The organism is Pseudomonas sp. IT-P176 (assembly GCF_949767245.1).
Lineage (GTDB): Bacteria > Pseudomonadota > Gammaproteobacteria > Pseudomonadales > Pseudomonadaceae > Aquipseudomonas.
Window position 1 is genome coordinate 454,860 of record NZ_CATKPN010000035.1, and the last position, 16,815, is coordinate 471,674.

General features: G+C 62.4%; 22 protein-coding genes. 5 read left to right on the forward strand and 17 right to left on the reverse strand.

Annotation, left to right across the window (positions count from 1 at the left end):
* Positions 1-8: 8 nt before the first annotated feature.
* From hemW to ACM6IP_RS08210, 9 genes are all read right to left on the reverse strand, one after another.
* Positions 9-1,214, reverse strand: coding sequence for a radical SAM family heme chaperone HemW (hemW, locus tag ACM6IP_RS08170; protein ID WP_414861250.1), 1,206 nt, complete (start codon positions 1,212-1,214; stop codon positions 9-11).
* On the reverse strand, positions 1,211-1,807 hold the full coding sequence (gene rdgB / locus ACM6IP_RS08175) for an RdgB/HAM1 family non-canonical purine NTP pyrophosphatase (RefSeq protein WP_095164536.1): 597 nt from the start codon (positions 1,805-1,807) through the stop codon (positions 1,211-1,213). Before rdgB ends, hemW begins: the two co-directional genes overlap by 4 nt.
* Complete coding sequence (locus ACM6IP_RS08180) at positions 1,804-2,238, reverse strand: DUF4426 domain-containing protein (RefSeq protein ID WP_159998394.1); 435 nt, start codon at positions 2,236-2,238, stop codon at positions 1,804-1,806. The genes rdgB and ACM6IP_RS08180 overlap by 4 nt, the downstream gene beginning before the upstream one ends.
* A gap of 24 nt (positions 2,239-2,262) precedes the next feature.
* Positions 2,263-2,883 carry a methionine biosynthesis protein MetW gene (metW, locus tag ACM6IP_RS08185; protein ID WP_095164532.1) on the reverse strand — a complete coding sequence of 207 codons (621 nt, stop codon included), beginning with the start codon at positions 2,881-2,883 and terminating at the stop codon, positions 2,263-2,265.
* 7 nt (positions 2,884-2,890) lie between these two features.
* A complete protein-coding gene (gene metX, locus ACM6IP_RS08190; protein ID WP_095164530.1) occupies positions 2,891-4,030 on the reverse strand; it encodes a homoserine O-succinyltransferase MetX in 1,140 nt (379 codons plus the stop codon).
* A 182-nt stretch (positions 4,031-4,212) separates the two neighbouring features.
* Entirely contained in the window at positions 4,213-4,509 is a 297-nt protein-coding gene (locus ACM6IP_RS08195) for a DUF167 domain-containing protein (RefSeq protein ID WP_095164528.1), read from the reverse strand.
* Positions 4,509-5,099, reverse strand: coding sequence for a YggT family protein (locus ACM6IP_RS08200; protein WP_095164526.1), 591 nt, complete (start codon positions 5,097-5,099; stop codon positions 4,509-4,511). Before ACM6IP_RS08200 ends, ACM6IP_RS08195 begins: the two co-directional genes overlap by 1 nt.
* Positions 5,100-5,109: 10 nt before the next feature.
* Positions 5,110-5,928, reverse strand: coding sequence for a pyrroline-5-carboxylate reductase (gene proC / locus ACM6IP_RS08205; protein WP_095164524.1), 819 nt, complete (start codon positions 5,926-5,928; stop codon positions 5,110-5,112).
* A gap of 53 nt (positions 5,929-5,981) precedes the next feature.
* Positions 5,982-6,674, reverse strand: coding sequence for a YggS family pyridoxal phosphate-dependent enzyme (locus ACM6IP_RS08210; RefSeq protein ID WP_095164522.1), 693 nt, complete (start codon positions 6,672-6,674; stop codon positions 5,982-5,984).
* Between the two features lie 56 nt (positions 6,675-6,730).
* On the opposite strand from ACM6IP_RS08210, the gene ACM6IP_RS08215 reads away from it, so the two are divergent.
* Positions 6,731-7,765: a type IV pilus twitching motility protein PilT gene (locus ACM6IP_RS08215; protein WP_414861251.1), complete on the forward strand. Its 1,035-nt coding sequence runs from the start codon at positions 6,731-6,733 to the stop codon at positions 7,763-7,765.
* 71 nt (positions 7,766-7,836) lie between these two features.
* On the opposite strand, the gene ACM6IP_RS08220 is transcribed toward ACM6IP_RS08215, so the two are convergent.
* Positions 7,837-8,457 (reverse strand): C40 family peptidase, encoded by a 621-nt coding sequence (locus ACM6IP_RS08220; protein ID WP_095164518.1) that lies wholly within the window; start codon positions 8,455-8,457, stop codon positions 7,837-7,839.
* A gap of 250 nt (positions 8,458-8,707) precedes the next feature.
* On the opposite strand from ACM6IP_RS08220, the gene ACM6IP_RS08225 reads away from it, so the two are divergent.
* Entirely contained in the window at positions 8,708-9,139 is a 432-nt protein-coding gene (locus ACM6IP_RS08225) for an NINE protein (protein WP_095164516.1), read from the forward strand.
* A 48-nt stretch (positions 9,140-9,187) separates the two neighbouring features.
* On the opposite strand, the gene ACM6IP_RS08230 is transcribed toward ACM6IP_RS08225, so the two are convergent.
* The 7 genes from ACM6IP_RS08230 to gshB form a co-directional block, all read right to left on the reverse strand.
* Positions 9,188-10,459, reverse strand: coding sequence for a dihydroorotase (locus tag ACM6IP_RS08230; RefSeq protein ID WP_095164514.1), 1,272 nt, complete (start codon positions 10,457-10,459; stop codon positions 9,188-9,190).
* On the reverse strand, positions 10,456-11,460 hold the full coding sequence (locus ACM6IP_RS08235; protein ID WP_095164512.1) for an aspartate carbamoyltransferase catalytic subunit: 1,005 nt from the start codon (positions 11,458-11,460) through the stop codon (positions 10,456-10,458). The genes ACM6IP_RS08230 and ACM6IP_RS08235 overlap by 4 nt, the downstream gene beginning before the upstream one ends.
* Before the next feature lie 27 nt (positions 11,461-11,487).
* Positions 11,488-11,991 carry a bifunctional pyr operon transcriptional regulator/uracil phosphoribosyltransferase PyrR gene (pyrR, locus tag ACM6IP_RS08240; RefSeq protein WP_095164510.1) on the reverse strand — a complete coding sequence of 168 codons (504 nt, stop codon included), beginning with the start codon at positions 11,989-11,991 and terminating at the stop codon, positions 11,488-11,490.
* Positions 11,992-12,072: 81 nt separating this feature from the next.
* On the reverse strand, positions 12,073-12,510 hold the full coding sequence (ruvX, locus tag ACM6IP_RS08245) for a Holliday junction resolvase RuvX (RefSeq protein WP_008007435.1): 438 nt from the start codon (positions 12,508-12,510) through the stop codon (positions 12,073-12,075).
* Positions 12,510-13,082, reverse strand: coding sequence for a YqgE/AlgH family protein (locus ACM6IP_RS08250; RefSeq protein WP_095164508.1), 573 nt, complete (start codon positions 13,080-13,082; stop codon positions 12,510-12,512). The genes ruvX and ACM6IP_RS08250 overlap by 1 nt, the downstream gene beginning before the upstream one ends.
* Before the next feature lie 94 nt (positions 13,083-13,176).
* Positions 13,177-14,076 carry an energy transducer TonB gene (locus ACM6IP_RS08255; protein ID WP_095164506.1) on the reverse strand — a complete coding sequence of 300 codons (900 nt, stop codon included), beginning with the start codon at positions 14,074-14,076 and terminating at the stop codon, positions 13,177-13,179.
* Positions 14,077-14,153: 77 nt separating this feature from the next.
* Complete coding sequence (gene gshB / locus ACM6IP_RS08260) at positions 14,154-15,107, reverse strand: glutathione synthase (RefSeq protein WP_095164504.1); 954 nt, start codon at positions 15,105-15,107, stop codon at positions 14,154-14,156.
* Between the two features lie 280 nt (positions 15,108-15,387).
* Between gshB and pilG the strand changes: the two genes are divergently transcribed.
* The 3 genes from pilG to ACM6IP_RS08275 are packed head-to-tail and all read left to right on the forward strand — an operon-like array spanning position 15,388 to position 16,765.
* Positions 15,388-15,792 (forward strand): twitching motility response regulator PilG, encoded by a 405-nt coding sequence (gene pilG, locus ACM6IP_RS08265; RefSeq protein WP_095164502.1) that lies wholly within the window; start codon positions 15,388-15,390, stop codon positions 15,790-15,792.
* 57 nt (positions 15,793-15,849) lie between these two features.
* Positions 15,850-16,215, forward strand: a complete 366-nt coding sequence (pilH, locus tag ACM6IP_RS08270; RefSeq protein ID WP_095165186.1) for a twitching motility response regulator PilH — start codon at positions 15,850-15,852, stop codon at positions 16,213-16,215.
* Between the two features lie 10 nt (positions 16,216-16,225).
* Positions 16,226-16,765 carry a chemotaxis protein CheW gene (locus ACM6IP_RS08275; RefSeq protein ID WP_095164500.1) on the forward strand — a complete coding sequence of 180 codons (540 nt, stop codon included), beginning with the start codon at positions 16,226-16,228 and terminating at the stop codon, positions 16,763-16,765.
* Positions 16,766-16,815: the final 50 nt, after the last annotated feature.

Sequence of the window (16,815 nt, forward strand, 5' to 3'; positions counted from 1 at the left end):
TCTGAAAATCAGCTCAGAAAATTCTGCAGCAAGTCATTGAGAAACAGCTGTCCACGCAGCGTCGCCGCAAGGCGTGACGGTTCGACCTGCAACAAACCACTTTGTTCGGCCTCGCGTCGGCCTTCGGCAAGACTTTCCATGGGCAGCCCGGTACGTTGCGGGTACAACCGCGCCTCGACACCCTCGGTCAGGCGCAAGGCATTCATCAGGAACTCGAACGGCAGCTCGTCATTGCTCAGGGCTTTCTCGCCCGCCTTGAAGCTTTTGGCCGGGTTGAGGTAGTCCTTGGGCAGGCGGGTCTTCCAGGTGCGCACGATGCGCCCGTCCGGATGGCTTAGCTTGCCGTGGGCCCCGGCGCCAATGCCGATGAAGTCGCCAAAGCTCCAGTAGTTGAGGTTATGCCGCGCCGCACGGCCGTCCTGGGCGTAAGCCGAGACTTCGTACTGGGCGTAGCCGTGCTCGGCCAACAATGCCTGGCCGGCCTCCTGGATGTCCCACAGGGTGTCGTCTTCCGGCAGTGTTGGCGGCTGGTTCCAGAACACCGTATTGGGTTCCAGCGTCAGCTGATACCAGGACAGGTGGGTGGGCTTGAGGGCGATGGCCTGGCGTAGGTCGTCCAGGGCGTCGTCGAGGGATTGATCGGGCAAGCCGTGCATCAGGTCCAGGTTGAAGTTGTCGAACCCGGCCTGGCGCGCCATGCCAGCGGCGCGAATCGCTTCGTCACCGTTGTGGATGCGGCCCAGGGCCTGGAGTTTTTCCTGCTGGAAGCTCTGGATACCGATCGACAGGCGATTGATGCCCAACGCCCGGTAGGCGACGAACTTCTCCTGCTCGAAGGTGCCCGGGTTGGCCTCCAGGGTGATTTCGATGTCACTGGCGAACGGGATGCGTTGCTCCACACCCTTGAGCAAACGACCCAAGGCCACGGCACTGAACAGGCTCGGGGTGCCGCCGCCAAAGAAGATCGAACTCAGTTCTCGGCCGTAGACTGCGTGCAGGTCCTGATCGAGGTCCGCCAGCAGGGCATCGACGTACTCTTCTTCCGGCAACACCGGGCTGGCGGTGTGCGAGTTGAAATCGCAATAGGGGCATTTGCGTACACACCACGGGATGTGGATGTACAGCGCCAGGGGCGGCAGCGTAGGCAGGGCGGCCCGTGGCGATGGTGCGGCGCCGCCGAAAATCAGCGGCGACGCAGAGGGTTCGTGGGTCATTTCAGGCCCAGACGCTGGCGCAGCAGATCCATTGCGCGGGCGCGGTGGCTGATGAGGTTCTTGTCGGCCGGGCTCAGTTCGGCGCTCGAGCAGTCACGCTCCGGCACCCAGAACAGCGGGTCGTAGCCAAAGCCGTGTTCGCCGCTGGCCTGGGTCAGGATGCGCCCGTGCCAAAGCCCTTCGCAGAGAATCGGCAGCGGGTCATCGGCGTGGCGCACCAGGGCCAGGACGCAGACGAACTGGGCGCCACGCTCGGCGGCCGGGACGTCCTTGAGCACGTCGAGCAGCTTGGCGTTGTTCGCCGCATCACCCTGGCCGTTGGCGTAGCGCGCCGAGTAGATGCCCGGCGCACCGCCGAGAAAGTCCACCGCCAGCCCCGAGTCGTCGGCCAGCGCCGGCAAGCCGGAGATGCGGGCGGCATTACGGGCCTTCAGAATGGCGTTTTCGACGAACGACAGACCGGTTTCTTCAGGCTCCACGCTGCTGAACTCGCCAATCGAGCGCAGTTGCACCGATTCGCCGAGCATGGCCTGCAGTTCCTTGAGTTTGCCGGCGTTATGGCTGGCCAGTACGAGTTGGGTGAAAGTGATCATTCGCCGGGGAAGAGCTCTTGGTTGAAGTTGATGGTGTTGATCTTGTCGCCGGCCTGGACCTTGATCTCAAAAGTGCGGACTTCTTGCTGGTCCACCGGGTATTGGGCGAGGTAGTAGATCGCCCCTTGTTCGGTGATTTGCTTGAAGTTCAGCGGCACGGTCTTGCTGGTCAGGTCTTTCACGCTGCCGGTGACGCTGGCAACCATGGGCTGGCCGGCCTTGATCACCGAGACGTTGATCACGCCCTGGTTCTTGCTGCGGATCAGTTCGGCGGCCTTGGCGATGTCCGGCTGAATGAAGGTCGAGTTGAAGGTGTTGTAGTGCACCGTCACATCGCCGAAAGTTTCCTGGCGCTCGCCCTTGATGACGTCGGCCGCCATGGCGCTGACGCTCAGGCAGGCGGTTAAGGCAAACAGAGCTAGACGACTCATGATCGTACTCCTTTGAAAAACGGGTTAGACCGCTACCTGGTGATCCTGCAGGCCAGGACTGCTGACACGGTAGATGCCAATCTCACCTAATAGATTAGGCCATAGCTTACTGGCCCACCCATGCCGATGCTGTTGATCCACGGCAAGCCGATCAATGACCTTGGCTTCACGTGCACTGCACAAGGCTTCGAAGTCTTCGAAGGTGCAGAAGTGAATGTTCGGCGTGTTGTACCAGGTGTACGGCAAGAACTCCGAAACCGGCATCCGACCCTTGCTCGCCAAGTACCAGCGGCAGCGCCAGTGCCCGAAGTTGGGGAAGGTGATGATGCACTGGCGACCGACCCGCAGCATTTCGTCGAGGATCTTGTCGGGGTAATGCACGGCCTGCAGGGCCTGGGTCATGACCACGATGTCGAAGCTGTTGCTGGCAAAGTTGCCCAGGCCCTTGTCCAGGTCCTGCTCGATGACGTTGATGCCCTTGGCCACGCACTCGGCAATGTTGTCCGGGTCGTTTTCCAGGCCATAGCCGGTGACTTGCTTGTTGTCGCGCAGCCAGGTCAGCAGCTCGCCATCACCGCAGCCCAGGTCGAGCACGCGGCTGCCGGCGGGGATCCATTCCTGGATGATTTCAAGATCAGCTCTCATGGCTTGTTCACACCGTAATTCGCTTCATGTAATTGCTGAACGCCTGCAGGTAGCGCGGGATCGGAATCAGGAAGGCGTCGTGGCCTTGCGGAGCGTCGATCTCCAGGTAGCAAACGTCTTTCTTGGCGGCCATCAGGGCATCTACCAGCTCGCGGGAGCGGGCCGGGGAGAAGCGCCAGTCGGTGGTGAACGACATCACGCAGAACTTGGCCTTGGCACCGGCGAAGGTTTTCGCCAGGTTATCGTCGAAGTTCGCCGCCGGATCGAAGTAGTCCAGCGCCTTGGTCATCAGTAGGTAGGTGTTGGCGTCGAACCGTCCGGAGAACTCTTCACCCTGATAACGCAGGTAGCTCTCGACCTGGAACTCGACGCTGTGGAAGTCGTAGTTGAGCTTTTCGCTCTTGAGGCCGCGGCCGAATTTCTCACCCATCGAGTCGTCCGACAGGTAAGTGATGTGCCCGACCATGCGCGCCAGCATCAGGCCACGCTTGGGGATCACCCCGGCTTCCTGGAACGAACCGCCATGGAACTCCGGATCGGTGAGGATCGCCTGGCGCGCGACTTCGTTGAAGGCAATGTTCTGTGCCGAGAGTTTGGGTGCCGAGGCAATGGCCAGGCAGTGGCGGATGCGGTCGGGGTAGGTGATGCTCCATTGCATCGCCTGCATGCCACCCAGGCTGCCACCGATCACGGCAGCCCACTGCGTGATGCCGATGCGGTCGGCCAGGCGCGCTTGGCTATGGACCCAGTCTTCGACGGTCAGCACCGGGAACTCGGCGCCGAATGGCTTGCCTGTCTCAGGGTTGGTGCTGCTGGGGCCGGTGGAGCCGTTGCAACCGCCGAGGTTGTTCAGGCTGACGACGAAAAACTTGTCGGTGTCGATCGGCTTGCCGGGGCCGATGCAGCTGTCCCACCAACCGGGCTTGCGGTCGTCGGGGCTGTGGAAGCCGGCCGCGTGATGGTGCCCGGACAAGGCATGGCAGATCAGCACGGCGTTGCTCGCCGTGGCGTTCAGCGTGCCGTAGGTTTCGTAGATCAGGTCATAGGCTGACAAGGAGCGGCCGCAGGCAAGGGCCAGGGGCTCGTTGAAGTGCGCCACTTGGGGCGTCACCAGACCAACAGAATCGGCGGGAAAGGCAGTTGGCATCGACCCTGCTCTCGTTGAAATGAGGCGTAAGTCTAAAGACCGCTGTGGTCAGCGGCAAGCAAAGGGCGGGGATGATTTTTCCTGTCAGACTGAGGCGCGGCCATCGCGGGCAAGCCACGCTCCCACAAGGGGGCGCATTCCCATGTGGGAGCGTGGCTTGCCCGCGATGAACGATGACGCGGTCACCCCGGCTGTCGCACCAGATCCGGCAAGTCCGGGAGCTTCTGTGGTGAGCAGATCCGTACCCGCTTCTGCCGGCTCAGCTCGCCGCTGAGCAGGCTCACCTGGCTCTTGGAGACGCCAAAGGCCTTGGCCAGGAAGGCCATCAGGTAGGCGTTGGCCTTGCCTTCGACGGGCGGGGCGGTCAGGCGGATCTTCAGGCGATCACCGTGCAGGCCCGCGAAATCATCGCTGCGGGCCGCCGGTTGCAGGTGACATTCGAGGATCAGGTCCGCGCCGTCCCAGCGGTAATAGCTCATCAGATCAGCAGGCGCAGGATTTCCGGCATCTGCGTCATGGCGGCGAGGTTGTTGATCACCAGCATGTCGATCAGCTTGAGCGCCATGAACGCCAGGATCGGCGAAATATCCAGGCCGCCCAGGTTCGGCAGGATCTTGCGGAATGGCGCCAGGGCCGGCTCGCAGATCTGATTGACCAGCTCGGCACCCGGGTTATGGCTGCCAGGCGCGACCCACGAGAGGATCACGCTGATGATCAGTGCATAGAAGAAGATGTTGAGGAACAGCGCGGTGACCCCGATGAGCGACCAGATCAGCAGTTGCAGCGGGTTGCCGGTGGTGCCGTAAGTCAGCAGCAGGGTCAGGGCCATCAACGCCAGTTGCACCAGGATCGCCAGGACCAGCGACGACATGTCGAGGCCGAACACGCTCGGTATGATCCGGCGCAGTGGCTTGAGCAGGGGTTGAGTGGCCTTCACGGCGAACTGGCACAGTGGATTGTAGAAGTTGGCGCGCACCAGTTGCAGCACAAAACGCAGGAGTACGATCAGCAGGTACAGGCTGCCGAGGGTTTGCAGCACGTACACCGCTGCAGTGTTCAATCCAATCATGTATGGCTCCTTATTGACCCAGTTGCTCAGCCATCTCGGCTGAACGGTGTGCTGCGGCACCCAGTGCGTGTTCCACCAGGGCTTCGAATCCGCCGGCCTGGAAGGCCTTGATCGCAGCTTCGGTGGTGCCGGCAGGTGAAGTGACGCGGCGGCGCAGTTCGGCGGCGTCGACGTCACTGGCAACTGCCATGTGCGCGGCGCCAAGGGCGGTTTGCAGGGTCAGTTGGGCGGCGGTTTCCCGTGGCAGGCCGAGCTTCTCGCCGGCGGCGGTCATGGCTTCGATCAGCAGGAAGAAATATGCCGGGCCACTGCCAGACACGGCGGTGACCGCATCCAGTTGCTGCTCTTCGTCCAGCCACAGGGCGATGCCCACGGCCGACAACAGGTCTTGCGCTTGCTGGCGTTGCTCGGCTGTGACCTGGGTGGTCGCGAACAGGCCGCTCACGCCCTGGCGCAGCAGGGCTGGGGTGTTGGGCATGCAGCGCACGATCGGCTGGGCACCTAGCCAGTTGTTCATGCTGGCGCAGGTGATGCCAGCGGCAATCGAGACCACCAGTTGCTGCGGTTGCAGGCTCGGGCGCAGTGCTTCGCAGACTACTTTCATTGCCTGCGGCTTGACTGCCAGAACCACCACATCGGCGCCGGCGATGGCGTCTGCGTTGTCGGCGAATACTTCGATGCCGTGCTCTGCGGCCACCCGCGCACGGGTCTCGGCGCCCGGATCGCTGGCGCGGATCTGCGCGGCGTCCAGGCCCTTGGCACGCAGGCCGCCGATCAGGCTGGCGGCCATGTTTCCGGCACCGATAAAGGCAATACGCGTCTTGCTCATGTCAGGTCCTTTTAAAGTGGGGTGCCAGCCAGGGTTCATGGCTGGTGATGTTTTTACTGATAGTCGCGCGCACCAAACAGGGCTGTACCGATGCGGACCCAGGTGGCGCCTTGGGCAATGGCCGACTCGAGGTCGTGGCTCATGCCCATGGACAGTGTGTCGAGCGGCAGGTTGAGGCTGTCTTGCAGGCTGGTGTTCAGCTCGCGTACGGCGGCAAAGGCAGCGTCCTGCTCGGCGCGATTGTCGGTGGGCTCGGGAATCGCCATCAATCCGCGCAAGGTCAGGCGCGGCAGGGCCTTGATCGCCGCCGCCAAGGCCGGCAGGTCGGCTGGAGTGCAGCCGGACTTGCTGGCTTCACCGCTGACGTTGACCTGGATGCAGATGTTCAGGGCTGGCAATTCAGCGGGGCGCTGTTCGGACAGGCGTTGTGCGATTTTCAAGCGATCCACGGAGTGCACCCAAGCGAAGTTTTGCGCGATATCTCGCGTCTTGTTCGATTGAATGGGGCCGATGAAGTGCCAACACAAGGGCAGGTCGGTCAATTCCCGTTGTTTGCCTAACGCTTCCTGCAGGTAGTTTTCACCAAAGTCACGGACCCCGGCAGCGTACGCTTCGCGGACTGCGGCGGCGGGTTTGGTTTTGCTCACGGCTAGCAGCTGGACGCTGTTGGCGGCACGTTGCGCGGCCTGTTCAGCACTGCGGATGCGTGCCGCTACCTGGGAGATGTTGTCTGCTATCGTGGACATTCAAGGGACGCCGGCAGTCTGAGGTTCGCGGCATTCTACTGGAATTGAGGAGTGCTATGGATATCACTGAGCTGCTGGCCTTCAGCGTCAAACAGGGCGCCTGCGACTTGCACTTGTCCACCGGCCTGCCACCGATGATCCGGGTGGATGGCGATGTGCGGCGGATCAACCTGCCGCCACAGGATGCCCGCCAGGTGACGGCGCTGATCCATGGGCTCATGAGCGAACCACAGCAGGTCGAGTTCGCGCAGGCACTGGAGCTCGACTTCTGCTACTCGGCGCCAGGTGTGGCGCGCTTTCGGGTCAATGTCTTCCATCAGCACCGGGGACCGGGCGCGGTATTACGGATCATCCCGTCGAAGGTGCCGAGCCTGGACGAGCTGGGACTGGGGGATGTGTTTCGTCGTATTGCCGAGCTTCCCCGGGGCCTGGTGCTGGTCACCGGGCCCACGGGCTCCGGCAAGTCGACCACCCTGGCGGCAATGATCGATCATCTCAACAGCCACCGGCATCAGCACATCCTGACCATTGAAGACCCGATCGAGTTTGTCCATGAGCCGCGCAAATGCCTGATCAACCAGCGTGAAGTGCACCGCGATAGCCACAGCTTTGCGGCTGCGCTGCGTTCGGCCCTGCGCGAGGACCCGGACGTGATCCTGGTAGGGGAGATGCGGGACCTGGAAACCATTCGCCTGGCCCTCACCGCCGCCGAGACCGGGCACTTGGTGTTCGGCACGTTGCACACCAGTTCGGCGGCGAAAACCGTCGACCGGGTGGTGGACGTGTTTCCCGGTGAAGAGAAAGCCATGGTCCGCTCGATGCTCTCGGAGTCCCTGCAGGCGGTGGTGTCCCAGGCGCTGTTGAAGAAGGTCGGAGGCGGTCGGGTGGCGGCCCACGAGATCATGCTGGGTACCCCGGCAATCCGTAACCTGATCCGTGAGAACAAGGTGGCGCAGATGTATTCGGCGATCCAGACGGGTGGCGCGCTGGGCATGCAGACCCTGGACATGAGCCTGAGGTCGCTGCTGGGCAGGGGGTTGATCAGCCGTGAGCATGCGCGAGAGCGGGTGCGCTCGGCCGAAGGCCTGTAAATACAAAAAATCGCAGCCGGCGGGAATGCCACCGGCTGCGATCTGTTGATCTTGCTTTGACTCAGCTCAACTCAGCGCTGAACAATCCGCATGGTGTTCGGCTCTTTCGGCAGGACCCGCTTGGCAACCACGTAGTGGTTATCCCAGTACGGCTTCTTCAGGGTGTCGATGGAGACCGACTTGCCACGGCGTGGTGCGTGGATGAAGCGGTCGTTGCCCAGGTAGATGGCAACATGATTGACCCTGCGGCTCTTGAGCTTGAAGAAAATCAGGTCGCCGGGTTTCAGGTCCTTGCGATCGACTTTCAGCCCGTGGCCGGAGGCCATGGCATTGGAGGTGCGCGGCAGGTCTACGGCGGCTACGTCATTGAAGGCGTATTTCACCAGGCCGCTGCAATCAAAACCTTTACTTGGGCTGCTGCCACCCCAACGATAGGGAGTGCCGAGCACATTGACTGCGCGACTCAAGACATCGCTGCTCTGCTTGGTGGCCATTGGTGGCACCAGCGAGCTGTTGGCCTTGCTCAGTTGTGGCGCTTTTACACTGTGTTTGTTTTTGCTGGTAGCAGCAGAAACATGGGATTTAGGGGTGTAACCATTAACGTTTGGAAGACGTTGCTCACGATTGGTGGCGTGGGCGGCCAGTGGCAATAATAGGCAAATGGTTAGCCATGTCTTGAAAAATGGACGCATTAGGCAAGGCTCTATATAAGGAACGCGCAACTTTATAACAGCTTTTTTGTCCTTTTCGGGGCCGTTGGTCGATTCAAACCGGGGCTCAAAACCGTCGAAGCCGCGGCAAATTGGCTCGATTGTCGGACACAAGTCAGGTGGTACAAGGCTTTGCGCGAAGTGCCTGGCTGGCAAACCACTTGTCGGCACGACATAAAAAAGTCACACAAGTCACAAAATTATTTTTCTATCGCGGCATATGAGGGACTACATGAACACCTATCGTCAGGATGTTTCACCCCAGGACACCCACAGCAAGGTGATCGGTTATCTGTTGTGGATTCTCGGCTTTACCGGGGCGCACCGCTTTTATTACGGCAAGCCGGTGACTGGCACGATCTGGTTTTTCACCTTCGGTTTGCTGGGCATCGGCTGGTTGATCGACCTGTTCCTGATCCCGGCCATGGACCGTGAGGCGGATCTGCGTTTTACCGCAGGGCCGATCGAATACAACGTGGCCTGGATTCTGCTGACGTTCCTCGGCGTGTTCGGTGTACACCGCATGTATCAGGGGAAGTGGATCAGCGGTTTGCTGTACCTGGTGACGGGCGGGTTGTTCTTTCTGGGGGTGTTGTATGACTTCTGGACCCTGAATGACCAGGTTTCGGTGCGCAACGCGCAGAATCGCGGCGCTTTCCAGTAAAAGCATCGCGGGCGGCGCTGCGCCTGCCCGCGATTGGAGCGACACGGTTCAGGCCTGGTGGCTGATCCGTCCATCCACCAGGGTGTAGCGCACCACGCCCGGTAGGCTGTGGCCGAGGAACGGGCAGTTTTCGCCCTTCGACAGCCAGGTCTCGCCGGCGACGGTCGAGGCGGCCGGGTCGAACACCACCAGGTCAGCCGCAGCGCCCACCGCCAGCTTGCCCGCCGGCAGGCGCAGGGCCTCGGCCGGACCGGCGCTGAGGCGTGCCAGCAGGGTCGGCAGATCGAGCAGGCCGTCTTCGACCAGGGTCATGGCCAACGGCAGCAGCAGTTCAACGCTGCTGATCCCGGGTTCGGTGGCGCCGAACGGCGCCAGCTTGGCGTCGCGCTCGTGGGGCTGGTGATGGCTGGAGATGGCTTGCACCACCCCGGACTTCACTGCCTCGCGCAGGCCATCGCGGTCGGCGCGGGTGCGCAGCGGCGGTTGCACGTGGTACAGGCTGTTGAAGTCGATCAACGCCTCATCGGTGAGGATCAACTGATACAGCGCCACGTCGGCCGTGACCTTCAAGCCCCGGGCCTGGGCCTGGGCGATCAAGGCTACGCCGCGGGCACTGGTGAGCTGGCTGAAGTGCGCACGCACCCCGGTTTGCTCCACCAGCAGCAGGTCACGGGCCAGGGCCACGGTTTCCGCGGTTTCGGGAATCCCCGGCAGGCCGAGGAAGCTGGCGGTCGGGCCTTCGTGGGCCAGGCCACCTTCGGCCAGGTCATGGTCCTGGGAGTGAAAGATCACCGTCAGGTCGAAGGTCGCCGCGTATTCCAGGGCCCGGCACAGGGTGCGGGTGTTGCGAAAGCTGTCCAGGCCGTTGCCGAAGGCCACGCAACCGGTGTCGCGCAGGGCAATCAGTTCGGCCAGTTGCTCGCCTTCCAGGCCCTTGCTCAGGGCGCCGATCGGGAACACCTTGGCATTGCCGGCTTCACGGGCGCGGTCGAGGATCAGTTCGGCGACGGCCGAGGTGTCCAGCACCGGCTTGGTACGAGGCGGGCAGCACAGGCTGGTGACGCCACCGGCCGCGGCGGCGCGGGTTTCGCTGGCAATCGTGCCTTTGCGGCTGTAACCCGGTTCGCGCAGCGCGACGTTGAGGTCGACCAGCCCGGGCGCGACCACCAGGCCCTGGGCCTCGATGGTTTGCACGGCGACGAAGCCGGCGGGTGCGGCGCCCAGGGCGACGATCTTGCAGGCTTCGATGTGGATATCGGTGACTTGATCCAGGCCACTGCTCGGATCGATGACGCGGGCGCCGAGAATGCTGAGCTTCACTGGGCGTTCTCCTGCTCGAATTGGCGCTGGGCAGTCTGCCCGCTCATGGCCATGGACAACACGGCCATACGAATGGCGATCCCGTAGGTCACCTGATTGAGGATCACCGAGTGCGGACCGTCGGCCACCGCCGACTCGATCTCCACCCCACGGTTGATCGGCCCCGGGTGCATGACGATGCAGTCCGGCTTGGCGCCGGCCAGGCGTGCGGTGGTCAGGCCGAACAGGCGGTAGAACTCGCCTTCGCTCGGCAGCAGGCCGCCGGTCATGCGTTCACGCTGCAGGCGCAGCATGATCACCACGTCGACGTCCTTAAGGCCTTCGGTCATGTCGGTGTAGACCTTCACGCCGTATTGCTCGATGCCGATCGGCAGCAGGGTTTTTGGCGCGATCACGCGGATGTCCGGGCAACCGAGGGTTTTCAGGGCCAGCATGTTCGAACGGGCAACCCGCGAGTGCAGGATATCGCCGACGATGGCCACCGAGAGGTTTTCGAAGCTGCCTTTGTGCCGACGGATGGTGAGCATGTCGAGCATGCCCTGGGTCGGGTGGGCGTGACGACCATCACCACCGTTGATGATCGCCACTTGTGGGCAGACATGCTCGGCGATGAAGTGCGCGGCGCCGGAGTCGCCGTGCCGCACGACGAACATGTCGGCGGCCATGGCTTCCAGGTTGCGCAGGGTGTCGAGCAGGGTTTCGCCCTTGCTCGCCGACGAGGTCGACACGTTCAGGGTGATCACGTCCGCCGACAGCCGCTGGGCGGCCAGTTCGAAGGTGGTGCGGGTGCGGGTGGAGTTCTCGAAGAACACGTTGCACACGGTCTTGCCGCGCAGCAACGGGACTTTTTTCACCGCCCGGGCGCCGACTTCGAGGAACGAGTCGGCGGTGTCGAGGATTTCCGTCAACAGCTCGCGGCGCAGGCCGTCGAGGGAGAGGAAGTGGCGCAGCTGGCCCTGATCATTGAGCTGCAGCGGGCGCTTGGTATCTAGAGGCGTCATCGCGAGGGGGACTCTCAATAGGGCGGATTAAAGGGCGAGGTCTTGCAGTTCGAGCGCAAGTTCCGGACCGGACAGCTTGACCCGTTCGTGGGCGGCCAGGGACAGGGTCGCGCCGACCACGTTCGGGCGGATCGGCAGCTCGCCGGCGTCCAGGTCCAGCAGGCAGACCAGGGTCACGCTGGCTGGGCGGCCATAGTCGAAGAGTTCGTTCATGGCGGCGCGGATGGTCCGCCCGCTCATCAGCACGTCGTCGATCAGCACCAGGTGCTGGCCTTCGATCTCGAAGGGCAGGGCCGATGGGCGCACTTGCGGGTGCAGGCCATTCTGGCTGAAGTCGTCGCGGTAGAAGGAAACGTCCAGGGTACCCAGTGGCGCGTCGCTGCCCAGTGCTTCGAGCAGGGCCTGAGCGACCCACACGCCGCCGGTGCGAATGCCGATGTAGCGCGGCTCGCTGATGCCGCGTTTGGCCAGGTAGGCGTCAAGCTGGGTCGCCATCTGGCTGATCAGTTCGACGGGATTGGGCAGGCTCATGGTTGCTCCTTCTTGGGCCCGAGCCGGGACTTGCAGGGAGAGGCTCGGGTTGTAGCTAAGAGAGTCGCTTGCTGCGGCTCTTCAGGATTCGAACAGTGCGCTGTTTTCGTCGAGCCAGCCTTGCAGCAGCAGGGCGGCAGCGATGGCGTCGACCGGGTTGTCGCGGTAGCTGCCTTTCTGCCCGCCACGGACCAGGCGTTCGCCTTTGGCCTCGAAAGTGGTCAGGCGTTCATCGTGGGTATAAAAGGGCAGGTTGTAGCGGCCATTGAGGCGCCGGGCGAATTTTTCCGCGCGCAGGCACATGTCGCTGGGCGTGCCGTCCATGTTCAGCGGCAAGCCGACCACCACCGCGTCAGGCTTCCACTCCTTGATCAGGGCTTCGACCTGGTTCCAGTCGGGAATGCCGTTTTGCGCCTTGAGGGTGCACAGCTCGCGGGCCTGGCCGGTAATTACCTGGCCAACGGCCACGCCGATCTGTTTGGTGCCGTAGTCAAAACCGAGGATCAGACGCAGGGCCATCAGGCGTGCCCCGCCTGGCTGGTGAGCAGGCTGAGGTTGACGCCCAGGTGCTTGGCCGCCGCGTCCAGGCGCAGTTCGCTGCTGGTGTTGAACAGGATGTCGGTGTCGAACGGGCAGGTCAGCCAGGCGTTGTCGGCCAGTTCGGCCTCCAGTTGCCCGGCTTCCCAGCCGGCATAGCCGAGGGCGATCAGGCTCTTGGCCGGACCGACGCCGTCGGCAATCGCAAACAGCACGTCCTGGGAAGTGGACAAGGACAGCTCGCCCTCCAGATCAACAGTCGCCTGGAACGTCATGCCCGAGGGGTGCAGCACAAAACCACGGTCGGTCTGCACCGGGCCACCGATGAAAATCGGTACATGCTGGCACAACACCGGTGGTTCGACGTCAGGGCGCAACTGCTCAAGGATATCCGCCAGGCTCAGGTCCTGCGGGCGGTTGATCACCAGCCCCATGGCACCATTGGCCGTGTGCTCGACGATGTAGGTCAAGGTGTGCGCAAAGTTCGGGTCGGCCATGTGGGGCATGGCGATCAGGAAGTGATGCTTGAGGTAGCTGGGAATGACGTTTTTCATGTGCGCTAGTGTGGCGTTGGAGGGGCAAACTGACAAGCTGGGGATGCATACGAAAAGCCCAGAATATCCCGAACAACACAGATCATCTGTGGGGTCAGTTGCTGGAAAGCCTGTCCCCGCGGGCAAACCTCCAGGTGCGGATGATCTCCAATCGGTCAATGTCCGACAGGTCGCCGGTAAACGGCGCAAAGGGTGCTGCCAGACGCACGATACGCTGGGCCGCCTGGTCCAGCAGTGGCTGGCCGGAAGACTCCAGGACCAGCACTTCGTACAGCGAGCCGTCGCGGTTGATCGAGACCATCAGGCGCAAATTGCCGTAGATCTGTTTGCGCCGCGCTTCGTCGGGATAGTTCAGGTTGCCGATGCGCTCGACCTTCTTGCGCCATTCATCCTTGTACCAGGCACCCTTGTCGCGCATGGTCGAGGCCGCACTCAGGCGGTGGATGCGCGGGCGCTTGGCATACAGCTGTTGTTCGTTGGCCAGTTCCGCCTCGAGGCTGGCGATGTCGCTGGACAGCTGGGCGCTGTCGAAGGTCGGCGTCACCGGCTTGGGCGTCGGTGCCGACTTCACTTCTTCCTTCTTGGTCGCGGCTTTTTTCGGGGCTGGCGCCACGGTGGTCACGGCGGCCTTGGGAGCGGCGACCGGTACTTGGGGTTTGACCGCGGGCGGTGGCGTGACCTTTTGCACCTTGTTGTCCTGGAACGGCGCGATCTCGGTGGTCTTGGGGATCGCCTTTTTATCCAGGGTGCCGCTGCCTTGCTGATTTTCCTGGGCCAGGAAGTCGGCTTTTTTCGGCTTGGTTTCGCTTTTGAAGGTGGCGAGGGTGATTTCCAGGGTTTTACTGATCTGCTTGGGTTCGGCAAAGGTAAACCCCAGGCCGAGGATCAGTGCCAGGTGGATCAGCGCCGCCAGGAACAGGGTAAATCCGAGGCGATCGGCCGGGCGCACGCCGCGGTGGGCGAGTTCAGGGGGCAGATCGGACGGCAGGGTCATGACAAGGAAACCAACATCGCGTTTTGCACAGGCCGCGCATGATAACGCAATGTTGGTCTGCCCTTGGGGGTTCTATATCAACGAGCCTTGAGCTTCTGATCGATGGCTGCCATCAGCATTTCGCCGATGTTCGTGCCAAATGCATTGTCGATCTCGCGAATGCAGGTCGGGCTGGTGACGTTGATTTCGGTCAGGTGCTCACCAATCACGTCGAGGCCGACAAACAGCAGGCCTTTTTCCCGCAGGGTCGGGCCGACCTGGGCAGCGATCCAGCGGTCCTTGTCGGTCAATGGACGGGCTTCGCCACGGCCGCCGGCGGCCAGGTTGCCACGGGTTTCGCCCTGGGCCGGGATGCGCGCCAGGCAGTAGTCCACCGGCTCGCCGTCGATCATCAGGATGCGCTTGTCACCGTCCTTGATTGCCGGCAGGTAAGCCTGGCCCATGATCTGCTGGGTGCCCAGGGCGGTCAGGGTTTCAAGAATCACCGACAGGTTCGGATCGCCCGCGCGGTGACGGAAGATCGAGGTGCCACCCATGCCGTCCAGCGGCTTGAGGATCACATCGCCGTGTTTGGCGGCGAACTCACGCAGCACGTCGGCGCGGCGGCTGACCACGGTCGGCGGGGTGCACTGGGGGAACAGGGTGGCGAACAGTTTTTCATTGCAGTCGCGCAGGCTTTGCGGCTTGTTGACCACCAGGACACCGGCGCGCTCGGCTTGCTCGAGCAGGTAGGTGGAGTAGACGAACTCCATGTCGAAGGGCGGATCCTTGCGCATCAGGATCACATCCAGGTCGCTCAGCAGCGCGTCGGTCTCGGCTTCGAGCTCGAACCATTTCTGCGGGTCGGCGAAGACTTTCAACGGTCGCATGCGGGCCCGCGCCTCGCCTTCGCCCTGGTACAGGTCGCTCTGTTCCATATAGAACAGTTCCCAACCGCGTGCCTGGGCGGCCAGCAGCATGGCCAGCGAGCTATCCTTTTTATAGGAAATGCTGGCGATAGGGTCCATGACAATCCCGACGCGAACGCTCATGGGTGTTTCCTCGAGTTTGAAGGGCTGGGTGTGTCTTGTGCAGGAGCGAGCTCGCTCCTGCAAAAAAACCAGCCGAAGGCCAGAAAAAGTGGCGTCAGAGTGGCGCCCGGTGGGTTCCCGGTCAAGGAAAAACCGCCTCGCGGGTCGGCCGATAGATTGGACATGGAGACTGTGCTAAAAAGGCTGGCATGTCGCGCTGGCCCTTGATCATCAAGGGTTTCGAGCCAACGGGCAGCCGCAAACGGACAAACTGATTCGCCCAGGCGATGGTAGAGCAGATATGGAACAGCATTCCAACGCCTTGAAGGTCATGGTGATCGACGATTCGAAGACCATTCGCCGTACCGCTGAAACCTTGTTACGCAATGCGGGCTGCGAGGTGATCACCGCCATCGATGGTTTTGATGCGCTGGCCAAGATCACCGACAACCATCCGGGGATCATTTTTGTCGACATCATGATGCCGCGTCTGGATGGTTATCAGACCTGCGCTTTAATCAAGAACAACAGTGCGTTCAAGGCCACGCCAGTGATCATGCTGTCGTCCAAGGACGGCTTGTTCGACAAGGCCAAGGGGCGGATTGTCGGTTCCGATCAGTTTTTGACCAAGCCATTCAGCAAGGAAGAACTGTTGAACGCGATTCGCGCTCATGTACCGGGCTTCGCAGCCGATGCGCCGCTGTAAGACACGCACAGTGATGCCCGGCCAACCGGCCTGGCGTCTACAAGAATGGGGAAGACCATGGCACGTATTCTGATCGTCGATGACTCGCCGACCGAAATGTACAAACTCACCGGCATGCTGGAAAAGCACGGCCATGAAGTGTTGAAGGCACAAAACGGTGCCGATGGCGTGGCGCTGGCCCGTCAGGAAAAGCCCGACGCGGTCTTGATGGACATCGTCATGCCCGGCCTCAACGGCTTCCAGGCGACCCGTCAACTGACCAAGGACCCGGAGACCGGCCATATTCCGGTAATCATCATCACCACCAAGGACCAGGATACCGACAAGGTCTGGGGCACTCGCCAGGGCGCCAAGGACTACCTGACCAAGCCGGTGGACGAAGACACCCTGATCAAGACCCTGAACGCTGTGCTGGCAGGCTGACGGCCGCGCCATGGCCGAGTCGCTGAGCGCCTTTGAACTGCTGCTGCAGATCGACCAGCGTTGCCGCTTGCTGGCGGCTGACTTGCCGTCCCAGCCAACCCGCAATCACGGTTGGAGCGGCATTGGCTTTCGCCTGGGCGAACACTGGTACGTGGCGCCCATGGGCGAGGTCAGCGAAGTCCTGCATGAGCCGCGCCTGACCCAGTTGCCCGGGGTCAAGCCGTGGGTTCGAGGGGTGGCCAACCTGCGTGGCCGCTTGCTGCCGGTGATGGACCTGTGCGGCTTCCTGGGCGCCGAGTTGTCGGCTCAGCGCAAGCAGCGCCGGGTCCTGGTGGTCGAGTACAAGGAAACGTTCGTCGGCCTGATGGTCGATGAGGTGCTGGGCATGCAGCACTTCGACCAGGCCCGGTTCGAGCCGGGAGCGGCAGGCAGTCAGGACGACCCGGCGGCGGCTTTCATCAAGGGTCGGTTCGAGCGTGAGCAACGCTGGCAGGTGTTCAGTCCGTTTGCCGTGGCGCAGTCGCCACGCTTCATGGATGTGGCGGTGTAGGCGGGTACCTGTAGCAGCTGCCGAAGGCTGCGTCCGAGTGCGCAGCACGC